Below are 26559 nucleotides of genomic sequence, written 5' to 3'. Positions count from 1 at the left end.
TTTAAGCAAGTATGAAAAAGTTAACAACCTGGATGCTGGCACTGCTGGTAAGCGTGGTAACGCTGGGCACGATGGTTTCCTGTAGCAAAGATGATGATGACGATGATCTGGGTACGGTCCCGACACCGGGTACGTTGACCGAGGTAAGTGGAAATATTACGGCCAATACAACCTGGTCGGCCAAAAACCAGTATTTGCTGAAAGGGTTTGTGTATGTTCAGCCGGGTATAACCTTAACCATTGAACCGGGTACGGTTATCAAAGGCGATCAGGCGTCGAAAGCGTCCCTGTTTATTCTGCCGGGTGCGAAAATCATTGCCGACGGAACGAAGGCGAAACCCATTATTTTTACGTCCAATCAGGCTGCTGGTCAACGCCATGCGGGTGACTGGGGCGGTTTAGTTCTTTTGGGAAAAGCACCGGCCAACAAAAAAGATTTTAAAATCGAAGGGGAAGAAGTGTCGATCGTACCGGGTGGTGCGACGGGCGACGCGGCTGACAACTCCGGTATTCTGCGGTATGTCCGCATCGAGTTTGCCGGGATTGCTTTCCAGACGGACAAAGAAATCAACGGCCTGACGCTGGCCGGTGTCGGTAGCGGAACGGTGATCGACTACGTGCAGGTTTCCTACAGCGGTGACGATGCATTCGAGTGGTTTGGTGGCACCGTAAATGCCCGGCACTTGGTGGCTTACCGGACATTGGACGACGATTTTGATACGGATTACGGTTTTTCAGGAACGGTTCAGTACGGTATGATTCTGCGCGATCCGGCGGTGGCCGATCAGTGTACGTGTTCGGACTCGAACGGTTTTGAGTCGGACAACGACGGAACCGGCTCGCAGGATGCACCCCAGACCTCGGCCAAATTTGGCAACGTGAGTCTGTTCATGGGTCCTGGCGCGGTGAACAGCAAATACCGCTCGGCGTTCCGGATTCGCCGGAACTCGGCCATCAGCATCTACAACACAGTCGTAGCCGCGGCTTATCCGAAAGGGCTAGAACTGGAAGCGGCTGATGCGCAGAACAACTTCAAAACCGGAAAGAGCGATTATCAGGGAATGTCCGTGGCCAATGCGGTATTGCCGCTGGTGGGTGCCGATACCACGATGATCAAAGCCGCTAGCCGTAAGAACGCGTTTGGTGCGAAAGAAGCGGATTTGAAACTGCCTGCCAACTTCAACGTCCTGACCGGCAAGCCAGGCATTCTGGTGCAAACGGGTTCGCCCCTGCTGACGGGCGGTGCCACGCTGCCATCGGGTCTGGAAGCCACTACGTACGTGGGTGCTTTCGGAACGACTGACTGGACGGAAACCTGGACCAACTTCGATCCGCAGAACACAGACTATACGTTAAAATAATACTCAATTCTTTATATTTGGTGTCGCACGAAAAGGCCGGAGCTTTGCTCTGGCTTTTTTCTTGTTTATGGGGCCGGCTTTTTACGCGGCCTAAAATCTGGTGGCGAACTTGTCTAACGCTTTTGAAGTTATTAACTTGCTGTTTATTAGTAAATACCGGTAGGCATCCAACGGTATGGATGGTGGGCCGAATGCTATCCGTAAACCGAATGATTTCCGGTAGCGCAGCCCGTTTGATCAACCGGCTTTTTTACGCTACGATCGGATAGACCGACGAACCGATTTCTCAGCTACTCCATTACTTTTTAACGCCGTCTGCACGAATCAAGCGGAGATGACGTTTATTTTGCCGTAGATTGTGGGAAAGATGGAAGTACGACTCCGTATAAACTAAACCGACACCTGGAAACGCTCTAATACCCGTAACGCAATGATTTCAAAGAAAGCCAAATATGCCATCAAAGCCTTAAAAGTTCTTACCGAGGAATTTGGTAAGGGCCCGATACTGATTTCTTATATTTCTGCGAAAGAAAATATTCCTAAAAAATTCCTGGAAGCGATTCTGCTCGAACTGCGTAACCACGGCATTCTGCAAAGCCAGAAAGGCAAAGGCGGTGGCTACCTGCTGCGCGTCGATCCGGAGCGGGTCAATCTCGCCCAGGTGTTGCGCGTCATCGACGGACCAATTGCCCCGACACCCTGCGTTTCGCTCAACTTTTACGTCCGCTGCGACGACTGCAACGACGAAGTGACCTGCGCCATTCGCCCCATCATGGAACGCGTCCGGGATGCGAATCTGGCGGTCTACGAACAAACCACGCTATCGGCTTTTGCCCGCCGGGAAGCCGAACATCAGACGGTTGAGGTGAATTTGATTGATACCGAAAGCCCGGCAAATTGATCGGGATTAATGGTTTTACCCCGGATGGGTAGCCTGTTAATAGGAAATAATAGCTGCCAAGCAGCCAAAAAGCTCCGGAGGAGCGCCCTAAGTTAAGGGCGCTCCTCCGGAGCTTTTGAATATTCGCGCACGGCCAATGCTATTAACAGTTAGCCCCTCCGGAGCTGGCATGCAACGACTCAACCCGGCTGGTGCTCTTTCCGCAATAAATCATTCACGGTTTTCACCGGATTGAACGTAATCAGCGGGACTTCAACGAAAACCGTATTCCAGTCGGCCATCGCGCCATTCCACAAACCCGGTAATTCCTGCGCTTTGAGTTCCTTACCATCTTTGGATTTCGCGGTGATAAAACCCGTTTGCGGGTCGCGGTAGGCGGGCAAATTGTACTTTTCACCTTCCCGGTTTTTCAACGCACACACCAGATCGACCGGATTGAAGTGCGTAGCCTGATCGAAAATCTGCTTCTGTTCGGGATTATTCAGATCGATCTGGGCCGATTCCACGATTTGCAGCGAGACCGAACCGTCGGCGTTTTTGGCCCAGAAAGGTCCGCCACCGGGCTCGCCCACGTTCTGCACCATGCCGCAGGCTCGCAGCGGCCGGTCGAGTTTCCGCCGGAAATACTCCACTTTTTCGTCCTGGAGCCAGGTGTCGAAACCGTCGGGGGGCAGAATGCAGAGCGTCACGCGCAGAAATTCATCGAGTTCGGCCAGGTAGCCTTCGCTGATCATATCGTCGCCCAGGATTTCCTGAAACCGGAAAATCTGCTGTTGAATGTCGAGCAGGATCGATCCCAGCACTTTTTTATAGGTAATGGTCGGCTCTTTCAACGCATCCGGCACCACGTTGTCGATGTTTTTGATAAAGACCACGTCGGCGTCGATGTCGTTCAGGTTTTCGATCAGCGCGCCGTGACCGGCCGGGCGGAACAGCAGCGAACCGTCGGCGTTGCGGAACGGCGTATTGTCGGGGTTGACCGAAATCGTATCCGTCGATTTCTTCTGTTCGGAAAATGTAATTTCAAACGTAACGCCCAGCCGGGCTTCGTAATCGGGTTGTACGCGCTCGATCAGATCTTCAAACCGGCTGCGGTGTTCGGGCGAAACCGTGAAGTGAATCCGGACGCGGCCGTTCGAATTGGCGTACGCGGCTCCTTCCACCAGGTGTTCTTCCACGGGCGTACGTGGCCCTTCGGGATACCGGTGAAACAACAGCAGCCCTTTGGGCAGGTTGCCGTAATCGAGCCCTTCTTCGGTGAGTAAAGCCGACAAAACGTGCTGATTCGGTTCGCCCGAAACGCCCTTTAACGCATCGTAAAAGGCGAAATCCGACAACCGGGTGAAAAACTCCTCCACCGATTTATCGGTTTTGCCTTCCAGCGCGGCAAACAGCGACTTGAACATCCGCGTGGCGGCTCCCGATGCCGGAACAAATTTCAGCAACGACAGCGCCGGGGCCTTCTGATCAAAACCCGCCACGATACCGGCCAGGGCCTGTTCATCGACGCGGATCAGGCCGTCGCCCACCGTGGCGGCTTTGATAACGGGTAGAAACGGAAAGTTATCGACAAAATGCTGGATTTGCTCATCAACCTGCTCGAGGGTAGCGCCTTGCGCCAGAATCTGATGCTGATCTATTTCAGTAAATTGCATAGAAAAATTCGGTAAGAGATGCGGTTGTTGTACGGATAGCAAATACGGGAATTTGCCGGTTTCAATCAAGGCGTAGGAAAGTAAAAGATCAGACGGTTCGTAAATGGGTGGATGCATTACTAATTACCAGGCTTCGAGTCTAAGTAGAAAAGTAAACCATGAATTCATGCCGGAGATTATTCCGTCCCGGTTTAATTTACAACCCCCAGCGCGCCAGGCTCTCTTCTTCCTTCTCCCGCATTCGTTTTACTTCTTCATCGGTTTTGTCGCCAAACCCGCAGAGGTGCAGCAGCCCGTGGGCGAGCACCCGGCGCAGTTCCTGCTCTTCCGGGATGGCTAGCTGCCGGGCATTGTCGCGGACGCGGTCGATGCTGACAAAAATGTCGCCTTCGAGCCGGTTTTCTTCCTCCGAATTGTCAAACGTAATGATGTCGGTGTAATAATCGTGTTCCAGGTATTCGCGGTTGACCTGAAGCAGATACTCGTCGGAACAGAAAATATAGTTCAACTCGCCAACGGTAAAGCCTTCTTTTAAAGCCAGAGCGGTGAGCCACTGGCGGGTCGGTATTTTCCGGGAAAGCGTAAATGGAATGTCTTCCGTAAAGAATCGAATCATACCGCAAAGATAACCAACCGACGGGGGATTATGGGAACGCGGATGGAACGGATCAGACGGATTTTAACGGATTATCTGTGTAAATCGGTTTAATCCGTTAAATCTGTGTTCCCATCCAAGTCTATATTTTGACGAAAATTTTGTGTCGGTAGAGGATATACAGAAACGTCCAGACCAGCGCGAGTGCTCCCAGGGCGTTCAACGATTCATGATAGGGTTCGGGCGCATGCCGGTAAAATCCTTCAAACAACAATCGGGACGTGTGGTTAAAATCGATGAATCGGTACGCCAGATAGACCGCAATGGAGTTGACACCGATGACTTTGAAGAAAAAAGACCATTTCCGGTAGCCCAGCACGTCGATGATGCCGTAAAAAAGCGCCACGAATAACAGGCCCATCCCGGCCGTAACCAGAATGAACGGGCTGGTCCACAAATGCTTGTTGAGCGGAAAATGCAGGCTCCAGAGTAATCCGATTCCAATGCTGTACAGGCCGGGTGCCACCAGATAGGTGAGTTTGGTCCGGTCGGAGCGATCCGATTGCAGCAATTCCCCGGCCACGGTTCCCAATACGGCCAGACAGAGCGCCGGGAACTGGGTCAGCAAGGCCAGTTCGTCGTAGGTTTTCTGAAGCAGCCGGCCCGGCATAAACGTCCGGTCGAACCAGCCCACCAGATTGCCTTCAAACGAAAGATCACCGCTGCCGAAGCCCGGAACCGGGATCAGAAACAGGGCGGCATAGTAGGCCAGCAGAATACCAGCCACCCAATAGAGCCGCTGTTTCCAGGAGAAGTTCAGGAACAAAACCGTGGCCACCAGGGTCGCCAGACCGATGCGACCCAACACCGTCCCGTATCGGATGTGGGCCGGATCGAACAGATCCAGCGGAATATTTTTATCGAGGATGCCCAGCAGATAAAGAATGACAAACCGGCGGAAGACCTTCCGGTATAACACGGATTTTTCCACTCCCTTTTCTACGCCAGCCTGCAGCGAAAAAGACAGCGAAACGCCGGAAAGAAACAGAAAAAGCGGAAAGATAAAATCGTAAAACGTGAAACCGTGCCAAGCCGGATGCGTCAGCTGATCGCCCAGCCAGTCGACCCATCCTAAACCGGTTTTTCCATGAAGCCGTTCGATAAAAGCACCTCCGCCCGCAATCAGCAGCATATCGAACCCCCGCAGGGCATCGATGGAGAGCAATCGTTTGGGTTTAACGGAAGAAACCACTTCTTGCGTCTGAAGGGGTACAGAACCGGCGTTGACATCGGTGACCATAGGGCAGGAATCGTTTGATTCAAAAGGAGACAGGCGGTCCGGTATACTGATTCAAAACTACGCAATTGTAAAGAAGATCAGATCTGCTTTACTAATCTGGCCACTAACGGTTTATGAATAAGAATTGAGCCCCGGAGGGGCGAACTGTCAATAGTCAACGTTAAACGATTGGCCTAATAAGAGCGGGGCGCCCTGTTTTCAGGACGCCCCGCTGGGGCTTAAAGGTCTTTAGAAGGCTGATTTGGCTAGTAACAGAATAACCCCGCTGGGGTAAATCAGACAAACTTCGTTACTAGGTATATTTTAGTCAATTGTGAACAACTCAACCGCTTGAATCAGAATTGGTTAGACAATCTTCAGTTTGGCGAAACTCAGCAACAGGGTCTTCTCGCCGGCGGTTTCAAACTTGATGACGGCTTTGCGGTCGTTGCCATTCTGATCGATTTTCTGCACCAGGCCGAAGCCGAATTTCAGGTGCTCGACCCGCATGCCTTCCGCCAGTTTCGATGTATCGCTGGGGGCAAAATCAGTCGAAGGAACGTGGGCTACCGTCGGTTGTGGGGCTTGCTGACGGGCGGTTTTCTGGGCCAGACTCCGTACAAAGCTCATCGAGCCACCGGATGGCGTATCCCGGGTTGTTTCCTGACTTTCTTCCCGCTCGGTTTTGCGGCTTTTGGCAATTTTCAGGAAGTTGGGGTCGATTTCCATCAAAAACCGGCTCGGCTCGCAGACTTTCAACCGACCATAATGATACCGGGATTCGGCGTAGGAAACCGTCAGTTTCTTCTCGGCGCGCGTAATGGCCACGTAAAACAACCGCCGTTCTTCCTCCAGATCCGCCCGGCTTTCGAGCATCATCTGCGACGGAAACAGGTCTTCCTCCAGGCCCACAATGTAGACATTCCGGAATTCCAGCCCTTTGGCTCCGTGAATGGTCATGAGCGTCACTTTGTCGTTGTCGCCGTCGTCGTCTTTTTCGTCGGCGCTGGTCAGCAGCGAAACCACCTGCAAAAAGGCGCTCAGGCTCTTGTCGTCGTTGTCCGGATTGTCGACAAATTCCTTGATCGAGTTCAACAACGCCTGCACGTTTTCGTAGCGGGACAGCCCTTCGACGGTTTTGTCGTCGTACAGCTCCTTCAGAATACCGGATGTTTTGGCCACGTGAGCCGCCACATCATAGGCATCTTTCTTGTCGAGCAGCAACTGGTAACTTTTGATCAGATCGGCAAACGATTCAATGGCAATTCCGGCGCGTCCGGCGACGTATTTAGTGACGTTACTGACCACTTCCCAAATCGGCACCTGGTTTTCGGCCGCAACCACCGCAATTTTCGCCACGGTTGTGTCGCCAATGCCGCGTTTGGGCAGGTTGATAATCCGTTTGAAGGCTTCTTCGTCGCTCTGGTTGACCGTAAAACGCAGGTACGCCAGTAAGTCCTTGATTTCTTTCCGCTGGTAAAACGACAAACCGCCGATGATCCGGTATTTGATGTTCAGCCGCCGGAGGGCTTCTTCAAACGCCCGCGACTGCGCGTTGGTGCGGTACAGAATGGCAAAATCGGTGTTGTGCAGACCGTCCTGCATCTTGGCTTCGAACAACGACGTGGCAATCAGCCGGCCCTCTTCGTTGTCGGAAGCGGCTTTAATGACGTCGATCAGCGTGCCTTCTTCGTTGTCGGTAAAAACGCTTTTGCGCAGCTGCGCCCGGTTTCGGGCAATAATCGAGTTGGCCGCGTTGACAATGGTTTTGGTCGAGCGGTAATTCTGCTCCAGTTTAATCGTGCGAACGTCCGGAAAGTCTTTCTCGAAATTCAGAATGTTCTCGATGTTGGCACCCCGGAAGGCGTAAATACTCTGGGCATCGTCGCCAACAACGCAGATGTTCTGATTGACGGCCGATAACTTGCGGGTAATGAGGTACTGCGACACGTTCGTATCCTGAAACTCATCGACCAGTACGTGTTTGAATTTGTGCTGGTATTTGTTCAGAATGTCGAGGTGATCGCGGAAAAGCACGTTCGTGTTGAACAGCAGATCGTCGAAATCCATGGCGTTGGCCTGAAAACAACGCATGGTGTAGGCTTTGTAGATCCGGCCGATTTCGGGCATCCGGGCGGCTGCGTCGTCGGTCTGGATCAGCGGGTTTGCCAGGTAATCGGCCGGACCAACGAGCCGGTTTTTGGCCCCCGAAATGCGGGCAAAAACCACGTTGGCGCGGTATACTTTATCGTCCAGACCGAATTCCTTGATGATGCTCCGCAGCAGGGATTTGGAATCGTCGGTGTCATAAATCGAGAAATTGCTGGTGAAACCCAGCGCCTTGGCTTCGATCCGCAGAATTTTGGCAAACACCGAGTGAAACGTTCCCATCCAGATGTTGCGGGCTTCGGTGCCCACCACGCTCTCGATCCGGTGACGCATCTCACCGGCAGCTTTGTTGGTAAACGTCAGCGCCAGAATCCGGAAGGGATCGACGCCTTTTTCAATCAAATGGGAAATCCGGTACGTCAGAACGCGGGTTTTCCCCGATCCCGCGCCAGCTATAATAATCAGCGGGCCGTCGCCGTGCAACACGGCTTGCCGCTGAGGTTCATTTAAGGTTGAAATATAATCCGTCATCAACAGCCTCCGCTTCAGGTTAATCGTCTTGAAATAACATTCAAAACTACTAAAAAAGTTGCGGATGATTGGAATTCGGTGACGGTAGATCGGGCGGAATCGTCCGGTTTACCTAGTTAGAGGAACACTTTTTTACGACGTTTTGGGTAATTTTGTTCTTTCGCTTTGCGAATCAACGGTTTAGCGTAATCGTGCTGCGTATGCTGGTTAAACGACTCCTGATTTTAGTTTCCTGTCTGCTCTTGCCTGCCGTTCATAGCTCCGCGGAGTCGGTTGTTACCCCCCGGGATACCAGCTACGTAATGACGTTGCTGAAAAATGCGGAAGCCATCGAAATGCAGCAGCCCGAGAAGGCGCTGCGGGATTATCGGAAAGCCTACGCATTTTCCCGCAAAATTGGCTACACAAAAGGCTATTTTGAGAGCATCCGATTGACGACGTATCTCCTCGATATGCTGGGCCGCCACGAGGAATCGGCCAAACTGGCCACGGAAGGACTGCAAAAAGCGTTGCGGGACACGTCGGAAGAATACCGGAGTCTGTGCTATTTTTCGCTGGCGCAATCGGCTAAATGGCAGGGCAAAAACAAGGAAGCCATCCGGTATTTTAAGCTGGCGGCTCCGTTCATGCTGGCGCATAAAAACCGCCGGAAGGCGGCCGTTCTTTACCAGAATCTGGGCCTTATCTATGAAACCGAAAAACTCTACCCGCAGGCCCTGACGTACTTCAACCGCGCCCTAAAGTATGATCGGCTGGCGAACAGTTCACCACAAGACATCGCTCTGGATTATGCGAGTATGGCCGCGGTTTATGTCAAACAAAACCGGCTGCAACCGGGGCTGGCGGCTTTTCAGAAAGCCCGGTCGATGCTCGATACAACCAAAGACCTTCATTTTCTGACAACTTTATACGGCAACATCGCCAATCTGCATAAGGAACAAGCGCATTTTGATTCGTCGCTTTCTTATTACGGAAATGCTTTGCGGCTGAATCGCCGGTTGAATAATCCCCTCCAGGAACTGCATCTGCTGGCCGGACAGGCCGAAACGTACAATGAAATGAAGCAGTATGGCCGGGCAAAATCGTTGCTGGACAAGGCCTACGCGCTGGCCCGGCAGCACCAGGTGGGACTGTCGGAATTTCGGAATATTTACCGTGAATATGCAAATGCCAGCCTGGGCCTGGGCGACTACAAAGGCGCGATTCCCTGGTACGATAAGTACATGCAAACCAAGGATTCGCTCTCGACGCTGGAAGCCAAAGCGCTCCTGGAAGACTATGAAGTGAAACTCCGTCAGGCCGAAGCCGGGCAAAAACTGGCCGAAAAACAGCGCCGGATCGACCGGCTGGAGCAGGACCGTCAACGCCAGAACTTTCGGTTTTTTGTTGCGGCTCTGGTGGGCGTTGTCGTCATCAGCGGGCTGGCATTCGCCTATCTCTACGCCCGCCAGCGCCAGCGGGCTTCCGCCAACGCCCTGCTGGCCGCCGAACGGGCGCAGACCCTGACGGTCGTGCAGTCGGAATTGCAGGGGCAGCAGAAAGAACGACTGCGCATCGCCAAAGAAATGCACGATGACCTGGGCGCTTCGCTGACCGCCATCGGCCTGTTGAGTGAAGTGGTCAAAACCCGGATGGGAACGGCGACGACGCCCGAAGTGGAGAAGATTTCGACGATTTCAGCCGACATGATCACCACCATGAACGAAATTATCTGGTCGTTAAACACCAAGAACGACAGTCTGAACGGGTTGATCGCTTATACCCGGGCCTACGCCAGCGAGTTCATCGACAACACCAGTTTGCTGCTGCGGACGCAGGTCAACGAGTCACCCCAGGAGATTACCATCCGCGGTGCTGATCGCCGAAACGTATTTCTGACCGTGAAGGAAGCGCTTCATAATGTGGTTAAACACGCGCAGGCGACGCAGGTATCGCTCACGATTCGACCCGAAACCGGCCGGTTGCTCATTGAAGTGGACGACAATGGGCGCGGTTTTGTACCCAATGAACGAACCCGGTTGCGGAATGGCCTGGTGAATATGCAGAACCGGATGAGTGAATCGGGCGGCAGTTGCGAAATTGCGTCGTCGCCCGGAGGCACTTCCGTAAAAATCACGTATCCGTATCCGCTCGGATCAACCGTCAAAATACTGCAAACGGAGTATAGCATCGAACCGAAAAAAGGGTAAATATTGCCGGATGAAAACCGCTATCACCGTAGCCATCGTTGAGGACAAGGAGCCGATTCGACAGTCGCTGGCCATTTTGGTCGATGGGGCTGAGGGCTTCAGTTGTCAGGCTACGTTTGAGACTGCCGAAGCGGCACTCGACTATTTGCCCACCCATTGCGTCGATGTCGTGCTGATGGATATTGACCTGCCCGGCATGAACGGCATCGACTGTGTCCGGCATCTGAAAGCCCTCTGTCCGCACATGCAGTTCATGATGTGTACGATGTATGACGAGGACGAAACCGTTTTTGACGCCCTCAAAGCCGGTGCCAACTCCTATATTCTCAAACGCAGCCCGCCCCACAAGCTCCTCGAAGCGATCACCGAACTCCACGAAGGCGGAGCGCCCATGAGCAGCACCATCGCCCGAAAAATTGCCAGTTCGTTCTACGTCAGCCCCGCAGCGCCCAACGAGCTGGACATTCTGACGACCCGCGAGCGCGAAATCCTGGACCGGCTTTCGAAAGGCCACAGCCATAAGGAAGTTGCCAACGAACTGTTTGTCAGCCCGACCACGGTGCGCAAGCACATCTTCAATATCTACCAGAAGCTCCAGGTTCACTCCAAAATTGAAGCCGTTAACAAGTACCTGGGAAGGAAATAAAGCGTGAAAGTGCGAAAGAGTGAAAGAGCGAATGGCCGACGCGATCCTTGTTTCACGCTTCAAAATCATACAAATGCGGTATTGTCGGCCCCGGACCGAGCCGGTAGTTTTGCTCTGGTGATTAACGATAATCACTCCCTAAACGACTACCGGTTATGAAAATGCTCTTTTCTGTCCTTACTGGTATGCGGGCCGTCCTGGTCTGTGAAAACAAAGGATTCCAGTATAGAAGTCTTGTTTTTCTCCTTGTGCTTTCGGCTCTGGGCGGCCTGTCGTCCTGTCACCGGGCTCCTTATGCGTATTATTTGCCAACTCATGAGCGCGCTCCTCAGCGTGTAACGGCCCATGAGCTGCCATCAAAGTCCGCCAGTGATCCTGTGCTTACGGCGTCACTCGATGAAGCGGTTTCTGCCCCGGCGAAATCCGTTTGGGAAGAAACGGCAGCGCCAGCTCTGAAGCCGGTGAGTGCCACGGATGTTTATCGACCTGCCTTTCGGCAGCAGGTAAAACGGAAGCGCTTGGGTCGCTCCGTTCCGCCATCATGCGACCAGATTGTGTTGCGCAATGGCGATGTCATTGAGGCAAAAATCAAAGAAGTGGGCGTCAACGAGATCAAATACAAGAAATGCGACCGGCAGGACGGCCCCGATTACACCATTTCGAAGCGTGATGTGCTCAGCATCAAATATACGAACGGCGATGTCGAACGCTTTAATGCCACCACCAGTTCGTCCAGCAGCAGTTCCAGCCGATCGTCCTATGACAGCCCCACCAACGGCCAGCAAAATGGTCCCCGAACCGATCCGTTTGCCATCGTTGCCATTGCCACGGGCGGACTCGCCATTCTGACGGGGTACGGCGCTTTCCTGCTGGGTGCTGCGGCCATTGTGTTCGGGGCGTTAAGCCTAAGCCGCATCCGCAAAGAACCGGGACGTTTCAAGGGAAAAGGGTTAGCCCTCGGCGGAATGATCGCCGGTATTGTTTCGGCCGGTATCATTCTCCTCTACATCCTGCTGTAGCCGTCGGCTACCCGATTAAACCCTCCATTTTTCTTCACCAGCCCGTTCAACTTATGAAAAACGTGTGGATTGCCTTTCTTTTGGTAGTGCTGGTCAGCTCGTGTTTGCCCGAAAAAATTGGCAAGAAAGATAAGGAGCCGGAATTGGCAGGCGTCTACCAGATTACCAGTTTTGTCAGTAACGGCATCACCTTGATTCCGCAGCCGGGGGTGAGTGGCACGGTGAACGTCGTGAAAAACAGTGATACGCAAATTTCGGTGTCGTTTTCCGTCAATAACAATGGGAAAATATCGAACAACATCAGTCCTTTAACCTTGAGCATCAGCAAGTCGAGTGGGTCAAGCTATGACCTGCTTGATAACGGGGATCGCATCGGTTCAATTGATGGAACCACGTTTTCCCTGTATTTTTCAAACAGTGAGTCGCTGTCGGCCAAAAAGTGATCTTTTCTTTGCACAAAAAATGCCCAGCGAATAAATCGTTGGGCATTTTTTATAGCGACTGCTTACTGAAATATCAAGTCTGGGGAGATTGTTTTGTTAGTTAATTATCTAATTATCAGCAAATAAAAAGCGGATTTAGCGTTTTTAAGGCCAGAGGCCTTTCCTGTTACTAGTGCTGGTCTGGTTGGCCGTATTCGGTAGCTCCGGAGGAGCGGTCTAAAAAAACATTCAGGACGCTCCTCCGGAGCTACCAAACACGGCCAACCAAGCCCGTGACTAGTAACAGACCGCCCCTCCGGGGCTTTTCCACTATCGAAGACAAACGGCTAAGCTGGGCATTTTTATAGCGACCTATAGCGACCTGTTTACTAAAATGCCGCGCCAGGGGAGGCTGGGGTATTAATTGATGGCTTGATTTTAAGCAGACCAGAAGCGAATTCTGCGTTTTTAAGGCCGGAGGCCTTTCCTGTTACTAGTCCCGGGCTGGCTGGCGGTGTTTCGTAGCTCTGGAGGAGCGTCCTGAATGTTTTAGATCGCTCCTCCAGAGCGACAGAACACGGCCAACTACACCAACACTAGTAACAGACCGCCCCTCCGGGGCTTTTCCGGTAACGGAAACAACCAGCTCAGTTGAGCATTTTTATAGAAACCTATAGCAACCTTTTTACTAAAATGCCGCGCTAGGGAGACTAATTTGTTAAGTATTAGTCTGGTTTCAAGCAGGCCAGAAGCGAATTCTGCGGAATTGGCCGATCTAATGGTTCCGTTTAACCAGATCGTTTTAAGCAGGACAAAGCGGTTTTTACAATTTTTAAGGCCGGAGGCCTTTCCTGTTACTAGGTCCCGGCCTAATTTCTAGGGTGGTGTAGCTCCGGAGGAGCGGTCTAAAAAACACGTTCAGGTCGCTCCTCCGGAGCTACACAACAGCAGAACCTGGGCTGGGACTAGTAGCAGGAAAGGCCTCCAGGGCTTTTCGGATCTCTCAAACAACTGCTTAAGCCGCTTTGCGGTTGTAAAAACTCAGCTCAACGGTTTTCTGCCCGTCGATGCGATTCAGCAGCTCTCCAGCGGGGAAGATTTCGGTAAAGTTCCGATCCGCGTAGCTGAATTGAATTTGACGATTGGGCGCCACCACAAACAGCGCCGGAAAAGGGACATCTTCGGTAATACCGGCAATCAGATTCCAAACCGGATCTTCGGTGGAATAAGCGCCAAATTTGGTAGCAATCTGGTTGTCAACGTCCTGTGCAATGGTAAACGGCAAATCGTGTTGCTCAACCAGCGTTTGCAGCGAATCGAGCGAATCCGGCGACAACACCAGCAGCGTACCGCCAGTTGCCTGAACACGGGCGTGAAGGCGGGTTAACTTTTGCAGATAATTTTTGCTGTATCCGTTCCAGCCAGAGCTGTAAAAAGCAACCACCAGTGGCCCGGTTTGCAGCCAGTCGTGCAGCTGAATGGCGCTTGAATAATCGGTTTGCCAGGTAATATACTGCCCGATGGTCCGTTGGCGGTGCAGGCTAAATACCGGTGCTTTTTCGCTGGCTTTCAAGGGAGAGATGGCCGTCAGTTTCCGAAATACCTGGGGAATGGAATACAAGTCGGAATCTTCAAGGATAGAATCAAAAAAGGTTACCATATTGTTAGTAAGTTTATAGACTATATAGATTTTTAAGTCAACTGAAAAATCGACGCGGGCAGACCGGTTTAACCAGTTGGTAATACCGGTTTGCAAGTTGAATGGTTCGTCGAGTCAGGAATGGGTATTGGTTGAAGGGAGAGGGCCGCTAGCGGCACATCATAGGTAGCAGACAACAACAACCGCCAACCCAAAAAACGGATGATGGCATAACCGGTTTAGACCGGCGGGTGGCGATAGGTTGTGCGGTGACAGGCATTAGTATACTATGTCAATAGGATTTGTGCAAATGTAAGCAAGGGCATTCATTCGATCCAAATTTTAGACCGACTTTTTTAGCAAGCGGTTACGTAATTTCGACCGGGTGAGGAATCTCCGACCGGGCAGCATCAGGCTGCTGAAGCTCATCCGGATCGGACTGAACGGCGGTTTCATCGACGGGCCGAAGCTTTCTGGCAATAAAAACACTCGCGAAAATGGCCGCCATTGCCAGATAACCCACCCACGAATAGTGAATCAGCTGCCCGCCCGCGGTTTTGGTGACGAGCAAACCCGCCCCGTAGGTTGCCAGCGCCTGCGCCAGCAGTTGAACCGACGAGTTCATGCTCATAAAACCGCCCCGGTGTTGCGGCATTACTACCGACGAAACCATCGCCTGGGTTGGAATAAACCGCCCGTTGGAAAAAATGAAAAACAGGGCATTTACGGACAGAATATAAGTCAGGCTGGACGGCTGCATGGAAGTCAGCAGAAACATCGGAATCATCGACAACAAGGCAAATACGACGAAAATCGGGTATTTTCCGCGTTTGTCGGCCAGACGGCCCACGATGGGCGCGGTAAAAATAGTGACCAAACCGCCCACGAAATAAATCAGGTATAATTGATCTTCGCCCAAACCGACGTTGGCAACCAGGAACGGCGACAGCAACGGAATAATGCTGAAATGGCCCAGCATAATGGTGGTGGTCAGCCACAAAGCCCGCATCTGGTTCGGATTACGGACAATGGTGGTCAGGACTTCCAGCGGATTAAATTTGGTGCCGGTGCGTTGCAAATGGCCGTCGAGCCGCGGAATAAAGCGGATGATCAGGCCGATGACCACAACGCCCAGTCCGCCGATGGCCAGAAACGGCGCGTGCCAGCTAATTTTTGTGGCCAGATACAAACCGACCGGAACGCCCGCGACAGATGCCACCGAAAAGGCCGTCATAATCACCGACATTGCCTGCGCCCGCCGTTCGTAGGGAACCACATCGGCAACGATGCTGAACACCTGAGCGCCCAGAACGCCCCCGAATAAACCGGCCGTGGTGCGGGCCACAATCAGCAACCCGAACGTGGGCGCTAATCCGCAGGCAATCGTGCCGATCACAAAACCGACGTAGGCCGTCAAAACCACCTTTTTCCGGTCGAAGCGGTCGACGAAAAACGCGGCCAGAAAACCGGAAATACCGGCACTCAAACTATACGCAGATACAATGAAGCTGAATTCCTGCGGATTCAGGCCGAAATGCCGCATCAGGTGCGGGCCCATCGGCATCATAATGATGAAATCGACAATGTGCGTGAAGTTGATGCACGCAAGAACGAAAAGCAGTAATTTTTCCTGGCGGGACATGGTGTGTTCAAGATGTGAGAAGATAGACAAGAGAGAAAAGACATCGAAAACCGGCTCAGTCTCTTGTCTCTACTCTTTTGTCCTTCGTCTCGGGTGTGGATTTGTTGTTTACTCGTTATTTTACTTTACTCAGTTACTAGCTTGTCGATCAGTCGGTTAAAGTCTGCTACGAATTCGTCGTAGTAGTTGCCGGTTCCCGGTCCGGTAAAACCGGTGTGGATCTGGCGGACGGTTCCTTTTTTGTCAATCACGATCAGGGTCGGAAAACCCACCACCTGATTTAGCATCGGCAACGTTTTCGACGCTTCGGATTTGACGTTGGTTCCCGCCAGAACCACGGGATAATCGATCTTGAAGCGATCGATCATGCGCTGGATTTTGGGGGCTGACTCAACCAGATCCGCCGACTTTTCGTAGGCCAGGCCCACGATCTCGACACCCCGGTTTTTGTTCTTTTTGTACCAAGGACTCAGAAAATTGGTTTCGTCCATGCAGTTGGGACACCAGGAACCCAGAATCTGCACCAGCACGACTTTGTTTTTAAACCGCGCGTCCGGCAGCGAAACCGGCTTACCGTTGACATCCGGAAATTTGAAGGCGATGGTTTTATAACCCGGTTTCAAATACGTCAAACTCAGCGCGTCCGGCAGTTTGGCTTTCGGATCGAAGTGTGCGGTCCAGCTTTCATACCCGCTTTCGCCCGACCAGAAGCCGCCTTCCAGCGTATGATCGGGTTTGCGCCGGGCCTTGAACAGATACAAATGCGTGCCGTCGAAGGTGGAAAGCAGCAGACTGTCGCCCACCACATTGCCTTCCAGAAAGCGGTAATCGCCCGTGGTCGTCAAAAAAGTACCGGTCAATTTGCTGCCTTTCTGGTTGAAAATACCAACCGAAACCGTCGAATCCGTTCCGGAACGAAAGGTGGTTGCCCAGGTGCCGGTAACATTTATTTTCGGCGTTTGCGTACCCGGCGTAAACCGGTAGGTCAGGCCGTGTTGGGCGCTAAACGGCAACGTAGTGTAATTTTGCCCGGTTCGTCGGCGACGCCAGAAGCCCCGCAACGTGTTCCCGTCCACTTTGGCCCGGATTTCGGCTTCAAAAATAGCCACGGTCAACCGAACCGAATCCCCTTTGAGCGTCACCTCATCGAACGGAAGCCGCTCGGTTCCGTTGAGCGCGAAGGCCGTGTAGGATGACCCCGTTTGGTTGATTTCCAGACCGAACGGTAATTCTCCGCCCTTGCTCTGCACAACCGCCCGCCAGTGGCCCGGTTTGAGTTTTGAACCCGTTTGGGCTACGCCGGAGACAGAAATCCCGAATAGAGTTGCCAGCAACAACACAACGATTGTTTTCATAGAATAAAATATAGCAGATCCAGCAGGCTTCGGGGTAGAAATAGGGGCGGTTTTGTTAAGTTTGTAACGGATGAAGATTTTGTTTTAGTTCCGAAAAGGTTTTTTGAAACAACCCGTAAATCGGAATTTCTACAAAATGGACCAGAAATCTTCTGCGGATTGCGCGTTCATGCTGGTTTATACGGAGTTTTACGAAAATAATGACAACGACAAATTACCACGAACCGGTATTGCTTCAGGCTTGCGTAGAAGGGTTGAATCTGAAGCCCGGCGGCACCTACGTTGACGTGACGTTTGGGGGTGGAGGCCATTCCCGCGAGATTTTACGGCAGCTACAGCCGGGACCGGATTCGCCGGGTCGACTCATTGTGTTTGATCAGGACCCCGACGCCCGCGCCAATGCTGACGCGATCGACGACCCGCGACTAACGTTTGTGGCCGCCAATTTCCGGCATTTGAAGCGGTATTTGCGGTTGTATAAACTCGATCAGGTTGACGGTATTCTGGCCGATTTGGGCATTTCGTCGCACCAGATCGATACGCCCGAACGCGGTTTTTCCACCCGTTTCGATGCCGATCTCGACATGAGGATGAGCCAGTCGGGTGAGTTGACGGCGCGCAAAGTGATCAATGAATACCCGGAAGACCAGTTGCATAAAATTTTTGGTATGTACGGCGAAGTGACCAACGCCAAAACCCTCGCCAGCGTCATTGCCGCCAACCGGGTGAATCGCCCGCTGGAAACGATCAATGACTTGAAAACCGTCTTGCAGCGGTATGCGCCACGGGGGCGGGAATTCAAGTATTTTGCCCAGGTCTTTCAGGCGCTGCGCATCGAAGTGAACCAGGAACTGGTGACGCTGGAAGAATTTCTGATGCAGGTTCCGGACGTGCTGGCACCGGGCGGGCGGCTGGTGGTGATGGCGTACCATTCGCTGGAAGACCGGCTGGTGAAGAACTTCATAAAATCGGGGAATTTCCGGGGCGACATCGAAAAGGATTTATACGGCAACGAGATCAAGCCACTCCAGTCCATCACGCGCAAACCGATTGAAGCGTCGGCGGAGGAAATTGCCCGAAATCCGCGGGCGAGGAGTGCCAAACTCCGGATTGCGGAAAAACGGTAGGCTTTACAATTAACCGGTACGACACATTTTATTCAACGATATGGCACAGAACACGTACAAAACACCGCCAAAAACACCCATCGTGAAGAAAAAACGGGAAAACCGGCTTTTAACCTATCTGAACAATACCATTGGTTTCGAGCGACTTTTCGGGGAAGACAACGCCTGGCCGATCAAGCATTTCGACCGGATTATGTGGATCTCGTTTCTGCTGATTTTTTACATTGGATTCAACCACAATGCGGAGCGGCTGGTGCGGAATATTCAACGTGTCAAAGCCGTGGTCGATGAAAAGCGGGCGAAATACATGACGCTACAAGCCGACTTTAAAAAAAGCAGTAAACAGTCTGAAATCAGTAAACAAGTGATTGCCACCGGTTTGATGGAACCGGTAACTCCGCCATTAAAAATTGTTGTTAAACCGGAAGGGCCGCAGCCATGAACGTTAAGAAAGCCATTCTCCGCCGGGCGACGGTGGCCTCCGTGGCCATTTGTCTGTTTGCCCTGGCGATTATCGGGCAACTGATTTATGTCCAGTTTTTTCAGAAACTGGACGGGCGCATGTGGAAAGATCGCATTACGCAGTTCCACATCAAAAAAGACACCCTACGGGCTACACGGGGCAATATTTATTCACGCAACGAAGATCCGCTGGCGATTTCACTGCCGTATTATTACGTTGGAATCGATCCCCGCGTGGCCAAAACCGACTCGTTTAACAAGAAAGTGGACTCACTCGCCATTCTGTTGTCGCAAAAATTTGGGGAGCGCTCGCGGGAAGAGTACGCGTACATGATTCGAAAAGCCCGGGAAAACGAGCGGCAGTACCTGTTGCTTAGTCGAAAAAAAATCACGTACCAGGAGCGGATCGCCATGCAGAAATGGCCTTTTTTTCGTCGTGATCGTTCGAAAAGTGGGTTGGGTGGTGGCAAATTCGATCCCGTCTATCAACGCTATCATCCCTACGGACGCATGGCGCTGCGGACGGTCGGTTACCTGAATCCGGAAACCGCCAGAGGATTGGTGGGGCTGGAAACCAGTTTTCAGAAAGAATTGGCGGGAAAAGATGGGGTCGGCCTGGTCGAATCCCTGTCGGGCGGAGTGCGAATGCCGATTGAAGACGGGTCGGACATCAAACCGGAACCCGGAATGGATATTTATACGACCCTCGACGTCAATTTTCAGGACATGGCCGAAACGGCGTTGCTGCACGGGCTGGAAAAATACGAGGCCGAACAGGGATGTCTGATCGTGATGGAAGTGGAAACCGGCGAAATCCGGGCGATGGCGAACCTGACCCTGAAAAACGGCAAGTACGTCGAAAACTTCAACCACGCGCTGGCGGGTGGGGGCGATCCCGGTTCTACCTTTAAGCTGCCAACCTTCGTTGCGTTGCTGGAAGAAAAACTCATTCGGCCCGAACAGATGGTTCATACGGGCGGTGGCGTCGTTACGTACCACGGTCGCCGGATTTCGGATGCCAAACGGAGCGGTCACGGGAGTATAACAGCCGCGCAGGTTTTTGAAAAGTCGTCGAATGTTGGCGTCCACCTGCTGATGAGCAGCAGTAACATGTATAATCATCCGGATACGTATTGCCGGTATATGCGCCGGTTCAAGCTGGACAAACCCAGCGGACTCCGGCTGATTGGTGAAACCATGCCCGTGATTCCCAATCCGCAGTCGCCCGGCTGGAGTAAACTGTCCCTGAATTCGATGGCAATCGGGTATGAACTGAAACTGACGCCCCTGCAGATGCTGACGTTCTACAATGCCATTGCCAACGACGGCAAATGGGTGCAGCCGATGCTGGTGAAACAGGTTCGGCGGGCCAACGAAGTCGTGAAAGACTACGAACCGTATGTGGCTCAGGAACCGATTTGTACCCAGACGACCATCCGGCAGGTGAAAAAAATGCTGGAAGGCGTCGTCGAACGCGGAACGGCCAAGAAAAGCCAGAGCCCCTACTACCGGTTTGCCGGAAAAACCGGTACGGCCCAGAAACTGATCGGCGGCCGCTATCAGGTGGGTAAATATTATACATCGTTCATCGGTTATTTTCCGGCCGAAAAACCGAAATACAGCATTGCCGTCGTGGTCGATTCGCCCCACGGCGCCAACATCGACCTGCTGTATGGCGGAAGCGTATCGGCACCGGTTTTTCGCGAAATTGCCGACCGGATTTACGCCTATGATGTTGAAATGCACCGGCCCGTTGCGATTGCTTCCAAAACGCCCCGTCAGTCGGCCAAAGGCATCAAAGCGGGTTTTGCCGACGACATCAGAACCATCAGTACCGAGTTGAATATGGACGCCAAACCCGACGCTGAAGGCTGGGTGACCACCGAAGCGCAGGGGTCAGGAACGCAGTGGGTTAGCCAGACTGCCCAAAACAAGGTTCCTGATTTACGCGGTATGACGTTGCGCGATGCGTTACACCTGCTCGAAAACCGGGGCTTTCGGGTGCGTTTCGAAGGTTACGGCAAAGTGATCGACCAATCGATTCCGCCGGGGGATCCGCTGCCGAATCCGCGCAAAATTACGCTGACTTTGCGGCAAAGTGCGCGGCCCGATACGCTGATGGTGGCCCTGAACAAAAAAAATCAACCCGGAAAATAGCCGCTGGATCGGCTGTTGTCAATTCGCTAGTATGCAGTTAACCACCCTATTATATAAAGTACCGTTGCAATCGACGTCCGGGAATATGAACGTCGAGGTTGGAAAATTGACGATGGATTCGCGGCAAGCAGCGCCCGGCGGTTTATTTGCCGCCATTCGCGGGACGCAAACCGACGGTCATCGGTTTATCGACCAAGTCGTTGAACAGGGCGTTGCCGTTGTTCTGTGCGAAGAATGGCCCGAAAGCCGGGTCGAACACGTAACCTACGTGCAGGTTCAGGACAGCAGCTACGCGCTGGGACTGATTGCGGCCAACTTTTATGATCATCCTTCCAAAAAGCTAAAACTGGTCGGGGTAACCGGTACCAATGGCAAAACCTCGACGGCGACCTTGCTGTTCCGGCTTTTTCAGCGCATGGGCTACCGGGCGGGCCTGCTCTCGACGGTTCAGAACCAGATTGACGAGACGGTGATTCCGGCCACCCACACGACGCCTGACACCATTGCACTGAATGAATTGCTGGTGCAAATGACCCAGCGCGGGTGTACGCATTGTTTTATGGAGGTGAGCTCGCACGCGCTGGTACAGCAACGGGTGACCGGTTTGCATTTTGCCGGAGGTATTTTTACGAATATCACCCACGATCACCTCGATTTTCACAAGACGTTTGACAATTACATCAAAGCCAAAAAAAGCTTTTTCGATCAATTGCCCGCGTCGGCGTTTGCCCTCACCAACCTGGACGACAAACGCGGGCTGGTGATGCTTCAGAATACCGTAGCCCGCAAAGAGAGCTATTCGCTGCAAACGCTGGGATCGTTCAAAGGCCGGATTTTGTCGGAAGGGTTGTTCGGCATGCAAATGGAGGTCGATGGGCGGGAGGTGTGGTTCAAATTGACGGGACGTTTCAACGCTTATAACCTGCTGGCGGTGTATGGAGCCGCCGTTTTGCTGGGCGAAGATCCCGAAGAGACACTGACGCAACTCTCCGATTTGCCGAGTCCGCCGGGCCGGTTTGAGATGGTAATTTCCGACCGAAAAATAGTCGGTATTGTCGATTATGCCCACACGCCCGATGCTCTGCAAAATGTGCTGGAAACCATTGGCGGTTTGCGGCAAGGCAACGAGCAGGTGATCACGGTGGTCGGATGCGGTGGAAACCGCGATGCGGCCAAGCGGCCCATTATGGCCGAGATTGCCTGTAAATTCAGCGATCGGGTCATTCTGACGTCCGACAATCCGCGCAACGAAGATCCGATGGACATTCTGGAACAGATGCAGGCCGGGGTGCCGCCCCTGTATTTCAAGAGAACCCAGACCCTTGTGGATCGGCGCGAAGCCATTTACCGGGCCGTTGAACTGGCTCAACCCAACGATGTGATTTTAATTGCCGGAAAAGGCCACGAAACATACCAGGAAATTAAAGGAGTCAAGTACGAATTCGACGACCGCAAGATTCTCCGGGAAGCCTTTCAGCAATCATGATCGAATGGCTTAGCTGGCTGAATGGTTTTCATGGGTAAATACCCATTCAACCAGCTACCCATCAAAACCATTTCGCTATTCAACTAGTCAGACTTTATGCTCTATTACCTCTTTACGTACCTCGATCAGCAGTTCAATTTCCCCGGTGCCGGGGTTTTTCAATATTTATCGTTTCGGGCCGGCGCAGCCATTACATTGTCGCTGTTAATTGCCGCCGTGTATGGGCGACAAATCATCGATATGCTCCGAAAGTTACAGATTGGTGAAGAGATCCGGGATTTGGGGCTACAAGGGCAAATGCAGAAACGCGGTACGCCAACGATGGGCGGTTTTATCATTCTGGCGTCGCTGGTTTTTCCGACGCTGCTGTTTGCAAAACTGACCAATGTCTACATCGTTCTTCTGCTGGTTTCGACGATTTGGACGGGCCTGATCGGGTTTATCGATGATTATATCAAAGTATTCAAAAAGAATAAAGAGGGGCTGCAGGGAAAGTTCAAGATCGTGGGGCAGGTAGGGCTGGGGCTGATTGTCGGGTTGACGCTGTACTTTAACGAACACGTCAAAATCCGGGTTTACAAACCGGGTTTGATCAGTACATCGATTGGCCAGGTGGAATACGGTTCGTATCAGGATATCAAATCCATGTCGACAACGGTTCCGTTTCTAAAAAATAACGACTTTAATTATACGTCACTGCTGCCTGATTTCATCCCGGATCAATACACCTGGATTTTGTATGTGGCCATCGTAATCTTTATCGTCACGGCGGTTTCCAACGGCGCCAACATCACCGACGGTATCGATGGGCTGGCGGCCGGCACCTCCGTCATCATCGGCCTGACGCTGGGCGTGTTTGCCTATCTTTCGAATAACAAGCCATTTTCGCAATACCTGAGTATCATGTACATCCCGAATTCGGGCGAGATGGTTATTTTCTGCGCGGCTTTCGTCGGCGCCTGCATCGGTTTTTTGTGGTACAATTCCTACCCGGCGCAGGTATTCATGGGTGATACGGGGAGTTTGATGCTGGGCAGCATCATCGCTGTTCTGGCACTGGCCACCCGGAAAGAGCTGCTGATTCCGATCGTATGCGGTATTTTTCTGGTAGAACTCGTGTCGGTTATTATGCAGGTCAGCTATTTCCGGTATACCAAAAAGAGGTATGGCGAAGGGCGACGCATCTTTTTGATGTCGCCATTGCACCACCATTTCCAGAAAAAAGGGTACCACGAAGCCAAAATTGTCACCCGGTTCTGGATCGTTGCGATTATTCTAGCGGTGATCAGTCTGGTGACTTTGAAGCTCCGCTAACGTCAGAGTAGTATCTTCCACCATCTGACGAAATTGAACCATGACCGAAAGAGAACGCCTTGACCCGCCGGAAGCCCGGGTGGCCGACATTGCCCTCAAACAGGACCGTATGCTGGGCCAGATCGGAATGATCGTAGACCAGGTTTCGCTGCATACCGTGCGGCTGGACGATCTGACCCGACGGGTAACCAGTATCGAAAAGAAAGTGGATTCCCTGGCCAGTGGGCTGGCTACTGTAACGCTCGATGTCAGCGAAATGCGGCAGGAAATGCGCCAGCGTTTCGGCCAGCTCGAGGAAAGACAAAGCCAGCTTGCGGAAAAACAAAATGGTTTTGAGATGGGCTTAAACCGCCTTATGGAAAGACAAAGCAAACTTGAGGAAGGGCAGACCCGGCTCGAAACGCAGCTTGGGAAAATGAATCAAACCCAGGACCTCATTTTAATGCTGCTGAAAGAGCCTCTGAAATAGCTGAAAATTTTATTCAACCTTGTATTTCAGAAATATAGACTCTATATTTGCACTCCCGTTTTTGGACGGGAGTTTTTGTGTATAGCGCAAGTATTTGTCTATCAATCTATAATCTCCTATAAACAAGTGGATACGTTAAGCTACAAGACCATTTCGGCCAACAAAGCAACGGTGCAGAAGGACTGGGTGGTCATTGACGCGGAAAATCAGGTATTAGGTCGGTTGGCAAGCCAGGCGGCAAAAATCATCCGTGGCAAGAACAAAGCCAATTTTACGCCCAATGTCGATTGCGGTGACAATGTTATCATCATCAACGCCGAAAAGATTAAACTGACCGGCAACAAAATGAATGATAAGGTGTATGTCCGTCACACGGGATACCCCGGTGGTCAGCGTTTCCGGACTCCCCGCGAAATGATGTCGAAAAACCCGGCTTTCATTCTGGAGCACGCCATTAAAGGCATGTTGCCAAAGAGTCGTCTGGGTAGCCGGTTATTCACCAACCTGTACGTGTATGCCGGTGACAAACACCCCCACGCGTCGCAGCAACCCAAAGAAGTTAAACTGGAATACTAACAATAGAGATTAGACAGTAGACAAGAGATAAAAGAACACCGTTCAACCTGTCTCTTCGCTCGCGTCTTCCGTCTCACTTCTTAAACAATGGAACGAATCAACGCATTAGGTCGCCGGAAAACAGCCGTGTCGCGCGTATACCTGTCAATAGGTACGGGCAGCATCGTTATCAACGGCAGAGATTACAAAAACTATTTCCCCACGGAAGTTCTGCAAATCGTTCTGAAGCAACCGCTGGCAACCATCAATGCTCCGGAAGGCTACGACGTGAAAGTAAACGTTCGCGGTGGCGGTATTTCCGGTCAGGCTGAAGCAACCCGGATGGGAATTGCCCGTGCGCTGTGTGAGATCAATCCTGAGTTTCGGCCGGCTTTGAAAAAAGAAGGCTTCCTGACTCGTGACTCCCGCATGGTTGAACGGAAAAAATACGGTCGTGCGAAGGCGCGTCGCCGGTTCCAGTTCTCGAAACGTTAATCGTTTTAGTTTAAAGTTTGCGGTTTATAGTTTTTGGTTAAACGGAGCACCCGCCAACCATAAACAAAAAATCATAAACTCTAAACGGGTTCGTCCAGACCGCACTTGCCTGATGCCGACGTGCGGTGCTGCGTATTACTTATTTTATTATTCATTTCTTACTTTAAAATGGCACAAGTAGAGTACAAAGATCTTCTGGATGCAGGTGTGCATTTTGGCCACCTTACCCGGAAATGGGACCCCCGTATGGCACCGTATATCTTCATGGAGAAAAACGGTATCCATATTATTGACCTGAACAAAACGCTGGCGTCGATCGACGAAGCAGCCGCAGCGATGAAAGGCATCGTTCGTTCAGGCCGCAAGGTGATGTTTGTCGCCACCAAGAAACAAGCCCAGGAAATTGTCACGGAAGAAGCGCGCCGGCTGAAAATGCCGTTCGTTACCGACCGTTGGCTGGGTGGTATGCTGACCAACTTTGCCACCATCCGCAAGTCATTGAAGAAGATGCAGGGCATCGAAAAAATGATGAAGGACGAGGCAACGTACAAAAGTCTCGCCAAACGCGAGCGGTTGACGGTATACCGTGAGAAAGAGAAACTGGAGCGGGTATTGGGCGGTATTGCCGACCTGACGCGTTTGCCAGCGGCTTTGTTTATTGTGGATGTAAAGCGCGAGCACATTGCCGTCGCTGAAGCAAAACGCCTGGGTATCCCGGTTTTCGCCATGTGCGATACCAACTCAAACCCGAGCGATGTGGATTATCCAATTCCGGCAAACGACGATGCGTACAAGTCGATCCGTTTGATTACCCTGGCCATTGGAAAAGCCATCGAAGAGGGCCTTCTGGAGCGTAAACAGGATAAAGACGATCAGCGTTTGCAGGAAGAAGAAGAAGCAAAACGGGCTGAAGACGTAAAAACAGCGAAGGCCGAAGGCGAAACGGCTGTTGATGCGGAAGAAGAAATCAGCCCGGTTGTCGCTGAAGAAGCCGAAGAGCAGGAGGATTAAGACTATCTAGGAGCAACCATGTTGCCATGCTAATACGTTCGGATAGCCCGTAGCCTCGCTATGGGCTATTCCGTTTCAGGTTATCAGGTGTAGCATTCAGCCTGCCACCTGAACACTATCAAATAACAGTAACGAACTCG

The 26559-nt window shown here is 52.1% G+C and carries 22 protein-coding genes; 15 read left to right on the top strand and 7 right to left on the bottom strand.

Annotation, left to right across the window (positions count from 1 at the left end):
- Positions 1-11: 11 nt before the first annotated feature.
- Both EHT87_RS27905 and EHT87_RS27900 read left to right on the top strand, forming a co-directional pair.
- Complete coding sequence (locus EHT87_RS27905; protein WP_124910063.1) at positions 12-1361, top strand: beta-helix domain-containing protein; 1350 nt, start codon at positions 12-14, stop codon at positions 1359-1361.
- 430 nt (positions 1362-1791) lie between these two features.
- Complete coding sequence (locus tag EHT87_RS27900; RefSeq protein WP_229321409.1) at positions 1792-2262, top strand: RrF2 family transcriptional regulator; 471 nt, start codon at positions 1792-1794, stop codon at positions 2260-2262.
- A gap of 179 nt (positions 2263-2441) precedes the next feature.
- Here the strand turns inward: EHT87_RS27900 and EHT87_RS27895 are convergent, their stop codons facing one another.
- From EHT87_RS27895 to EHT87_RS27880, 4 genes are all read right to left on the bottom strand, one after another.
- The gene (locus EHT87_RS27895) at positions 2442-3917 is read right to left on the bottom strand and encodes a DUF4301 family protein (RefSeq protein WP_124910062.1); all 1476 of its coding nucleotides are present in this window, start codon (positions 3915-3917) and stop codon (positions 2442-2444) included.
- 196 nt (positions 3918-4113) lie between these two features.
- Complete coding sequence (ybeY, locus tag EHT87_RS27890; RefSeq protein ID WP_124910061.1) at positions 4114-4533, bottom strand: rRNA maturation RNase YbeY; 420 nt, start codon at positions 4531-4533, stop codon at positions 4114-4116.
- 121 nt (positions 4534-4654) lie between these two features.
- Positions 4655-5812 (bottom strand): acyltransferase family protein, encoded by a 1158-nt coding sequence (locus EHT87_RS27885; RefSeq protein WP_124910060.1) that lies wholly within the window; start codon positions 5810-5812, stop codon positions 4655-4657.
- A gap of 345 nt (positions 5813-6157) precedes the next feature.
- Entirely contained in the window at positions 6158-8431 is a 2274-nt protein-coding gene (locus tag EHT87_RS27880; protein WP_124910059.1) for an ATP-dependent helicase, read from the bottom strand.
- 200 nt (positions 8432-8631) lie between these two features.
- On the opposite strand from EHT87_RS27880, the gene EHT87_RS27875 reads away from it, so the two are divergent.
- From EHT87_RS27875 to EHT87_RS27860, 4 genes are all read left to right on the top strand, one after another.
- The gene (locus EHT87_RS27875; protein WP_124910058.1) at positions 8632-10620 is read left to right on the top strand and encodes a tetratricopeptide repeat-containing sensor histidine kinase; all 1989 of its coding nucleotides are present in this window, start codon (positions 8632-8634) and stop codon (positions 10618-10620) included.
- Between the two features lie 10 nt (positions 10621-10630).
- On the top strand, positions 10631-11266 hold the full coding sequence (locus EHT87_RS27870; RefSeq protein WP_124910057.1) for a response regulator transcription factor: 636 nt from the start codon (positions 10631-10633) through the stop codon (positions 11264-11266).
- Between the two features lie 155 nt (positions 11267-11421).
- Positions 11422-12285, top strand: a complete 864-nt coding sequence (locus EHT87_RS27865) for a DUF4190 domain-containing protein (protein ID WP_124910056.1) — start codon at positions 11422-11424, stop codon at positions 12283-12285.
- A gap of 53 nt (positions 12286-12338) precedes the next feature.
- On the top strand, positions 12339-12728 hold the full coding sequence (locus EHT87_RS27860; RefSeq protein ID WP_124910055.1) for a hypothetical protein: 390 nt from the start codon (positions 12339-12341) through the stop codon (positions 12726-12728).
- A 994-nt stretch (positions 12729-13722) separates the two neighbouring features.
- Here EHT87_RS27860 and EHT87_RS27855 read toward each other — a convergent pair.
- The 3 genes from EHT87_RS27855 to EHT87_RS27845 all read right to left on the bottom strand — a co-directional run bounded on the left by EHT87_RS27855 (position 13723) and on the right by EHT87_RS27845 (position 17343).
- On the bottom strand, positions 13723-14367 hold the full coding sequence (locus EHT87_RS27855; RefSeq protein ID WP_124910054.1) for a redoxin domain-containing protein: 645 nt from the start codon (positions 14365-14367) through the stop codon (positions 13723-13725).
- 346 nt (positions 14368-14713) lie between these two features.
- On the bottom strand, positions 14714-15988 hold the full coding sequence (locus EHT87_RS27850) for an MFS transporter (protein WP_124910053.1): 1275 nt from the start codon (positions 15986-15988) through the stop codon (positions 14714-14716).
- Between the two features lie 125 nt (positions 15989-16113).
- Complete coding sequence (locus tag EHT87_RS27845; protein WP_124910052.1) at positions 16114-17343, bottom strand: peroxiredoxin family protein; 1230 nt, start codon at positions 17341-17343, stop codon at positions 16114-16116.
- Between the two features lie 200 nt (positions 17344-17543).
- Between EHT87_RS27845 and rsmH the strand changes: the two genes are divergently transcribed.
- From rsmH to rpsB, 9 genes are all read left to right on the top strand, one after another.
- Complete coding sequence (rsmH, locus tag EHT87_RS27840) at positions 17544-18470, top strand: 16S rRNA (cytosine(1402)-N(4))-methyltransferase RsmH (protein WP_124910051.1); 927 nt, start codon at positions 17544-17546, stop codon at positions 18468-18470.
- Positions 18471-18510: 40 nt separating this feature from the next.
- Complete coding sequence (locus tag EHT87_RS27835; protein ID WP_124910050.1) at positions 18511-18912, top strand: FtsL-like putative cell division protein; 402 nt, start codon at positions 18511-18513, stop codon at positions 18910-18912.
- Complete coding sequence (locus EHT87_RS27830; protein WP_124910049.1) at positions 18909-21089, top strand: PASTA domain-containing penicillin-binding protein; 2181 nt, start codon at positions 18909-18911, stop codon at positions 21087-21089. Before EHT87_RS27835 ends, EHT87_RS27830 begins: the two co-directional genes overlap by 4 nt.
- A gap of 31 nt (positions 21090-21120) precedes the next feature.
- Positions 21121-22575 (top strand): UDP-N-acetylmuramoyl-L-alanyl-D-glutamate--2,6-diaminopimelate ligase, encoded by a 1455-nt coding sequence (locus EHT87_RS27825; protein ID WP_124910048.1) that lies wholly within the window; start codon positions 21121-21123, stop codon positions 22573-22575.
- A 96-nt stretch (positions 22576-22671) separates the two neighbouring features.
- Entirely contained in the window at positions 22672-23889 is a 1218-nt protein-coding gene (mraY, locus tag EHT87_RS27820) for a phospho-N-acetylmuramoyl-pentapeptide-transferase (protein ID WP_124910047.1), read from the top strand.
- 40 nt (positions 23890-23929) lie between these two features.
- Positions 23930-24358: a hypothetical protein gene (locus tag EHT87_RS27815; protein ID WP_124910046.1), complete on the top strand. Its 429-nt coding sequence runs from the start codon at positions 23930-23932 to the stop codon at positions 24356-24358.
- Between the two features lie 126 nt (positions 24359-24484).
- Positions 24485-24934 carry a 50S ribosomal protein L13 gene (rplM, locus tag EHT87_RS27810; protein WP_124910045.1) on the top strand — a complete coding sequence of 150 codons (450 nt, stop codon included), beginning with the start codon at positions 24485-24487 and terminating at the stop codon, positions 24932-24934.
- Between the two features lie 87 nt (positions 24935-25021).
- Positions 25022-25408: a 30S ribosomal protein S9 gene (gene rpsI, locus EHT87_RS27805; RefSeq protein WP_114407663.1), complete on the top strand. Its 387-nt coding sequence runs from the start codon at positions 25022-25024 to the stop codon at positions 25406-25408.
- A gap of 168 nt (positions 25409-25576) precedes the next feature.
- On the top strand, positions 25577-26419 hold the full coding sequence (gene rpsB / locus EHT87_RS27800) for a 30S ribosomal protein S2 (protein WP_124910044.1): 843 nt from the start codon (positions 25577-25579) through the stop codon (positions 26417-26419).
- Positions 26420-26559 lie beyond the last annotated feature (140 nt).

The sequence above is a fragment of the Larkinella knui genome, from assembly GCF_003858645.1.
In the GTDB taxonomy this organism is placed as follows: domain Bacteria; phylum Bacteroidota; class Bacteroidia; order Cytophagales; family Spirosomataceae; genus Larkinella; species Larkinella knui.
This window is presented reverse-complemented; position numbering and strand designations above follow the sequence as displayed.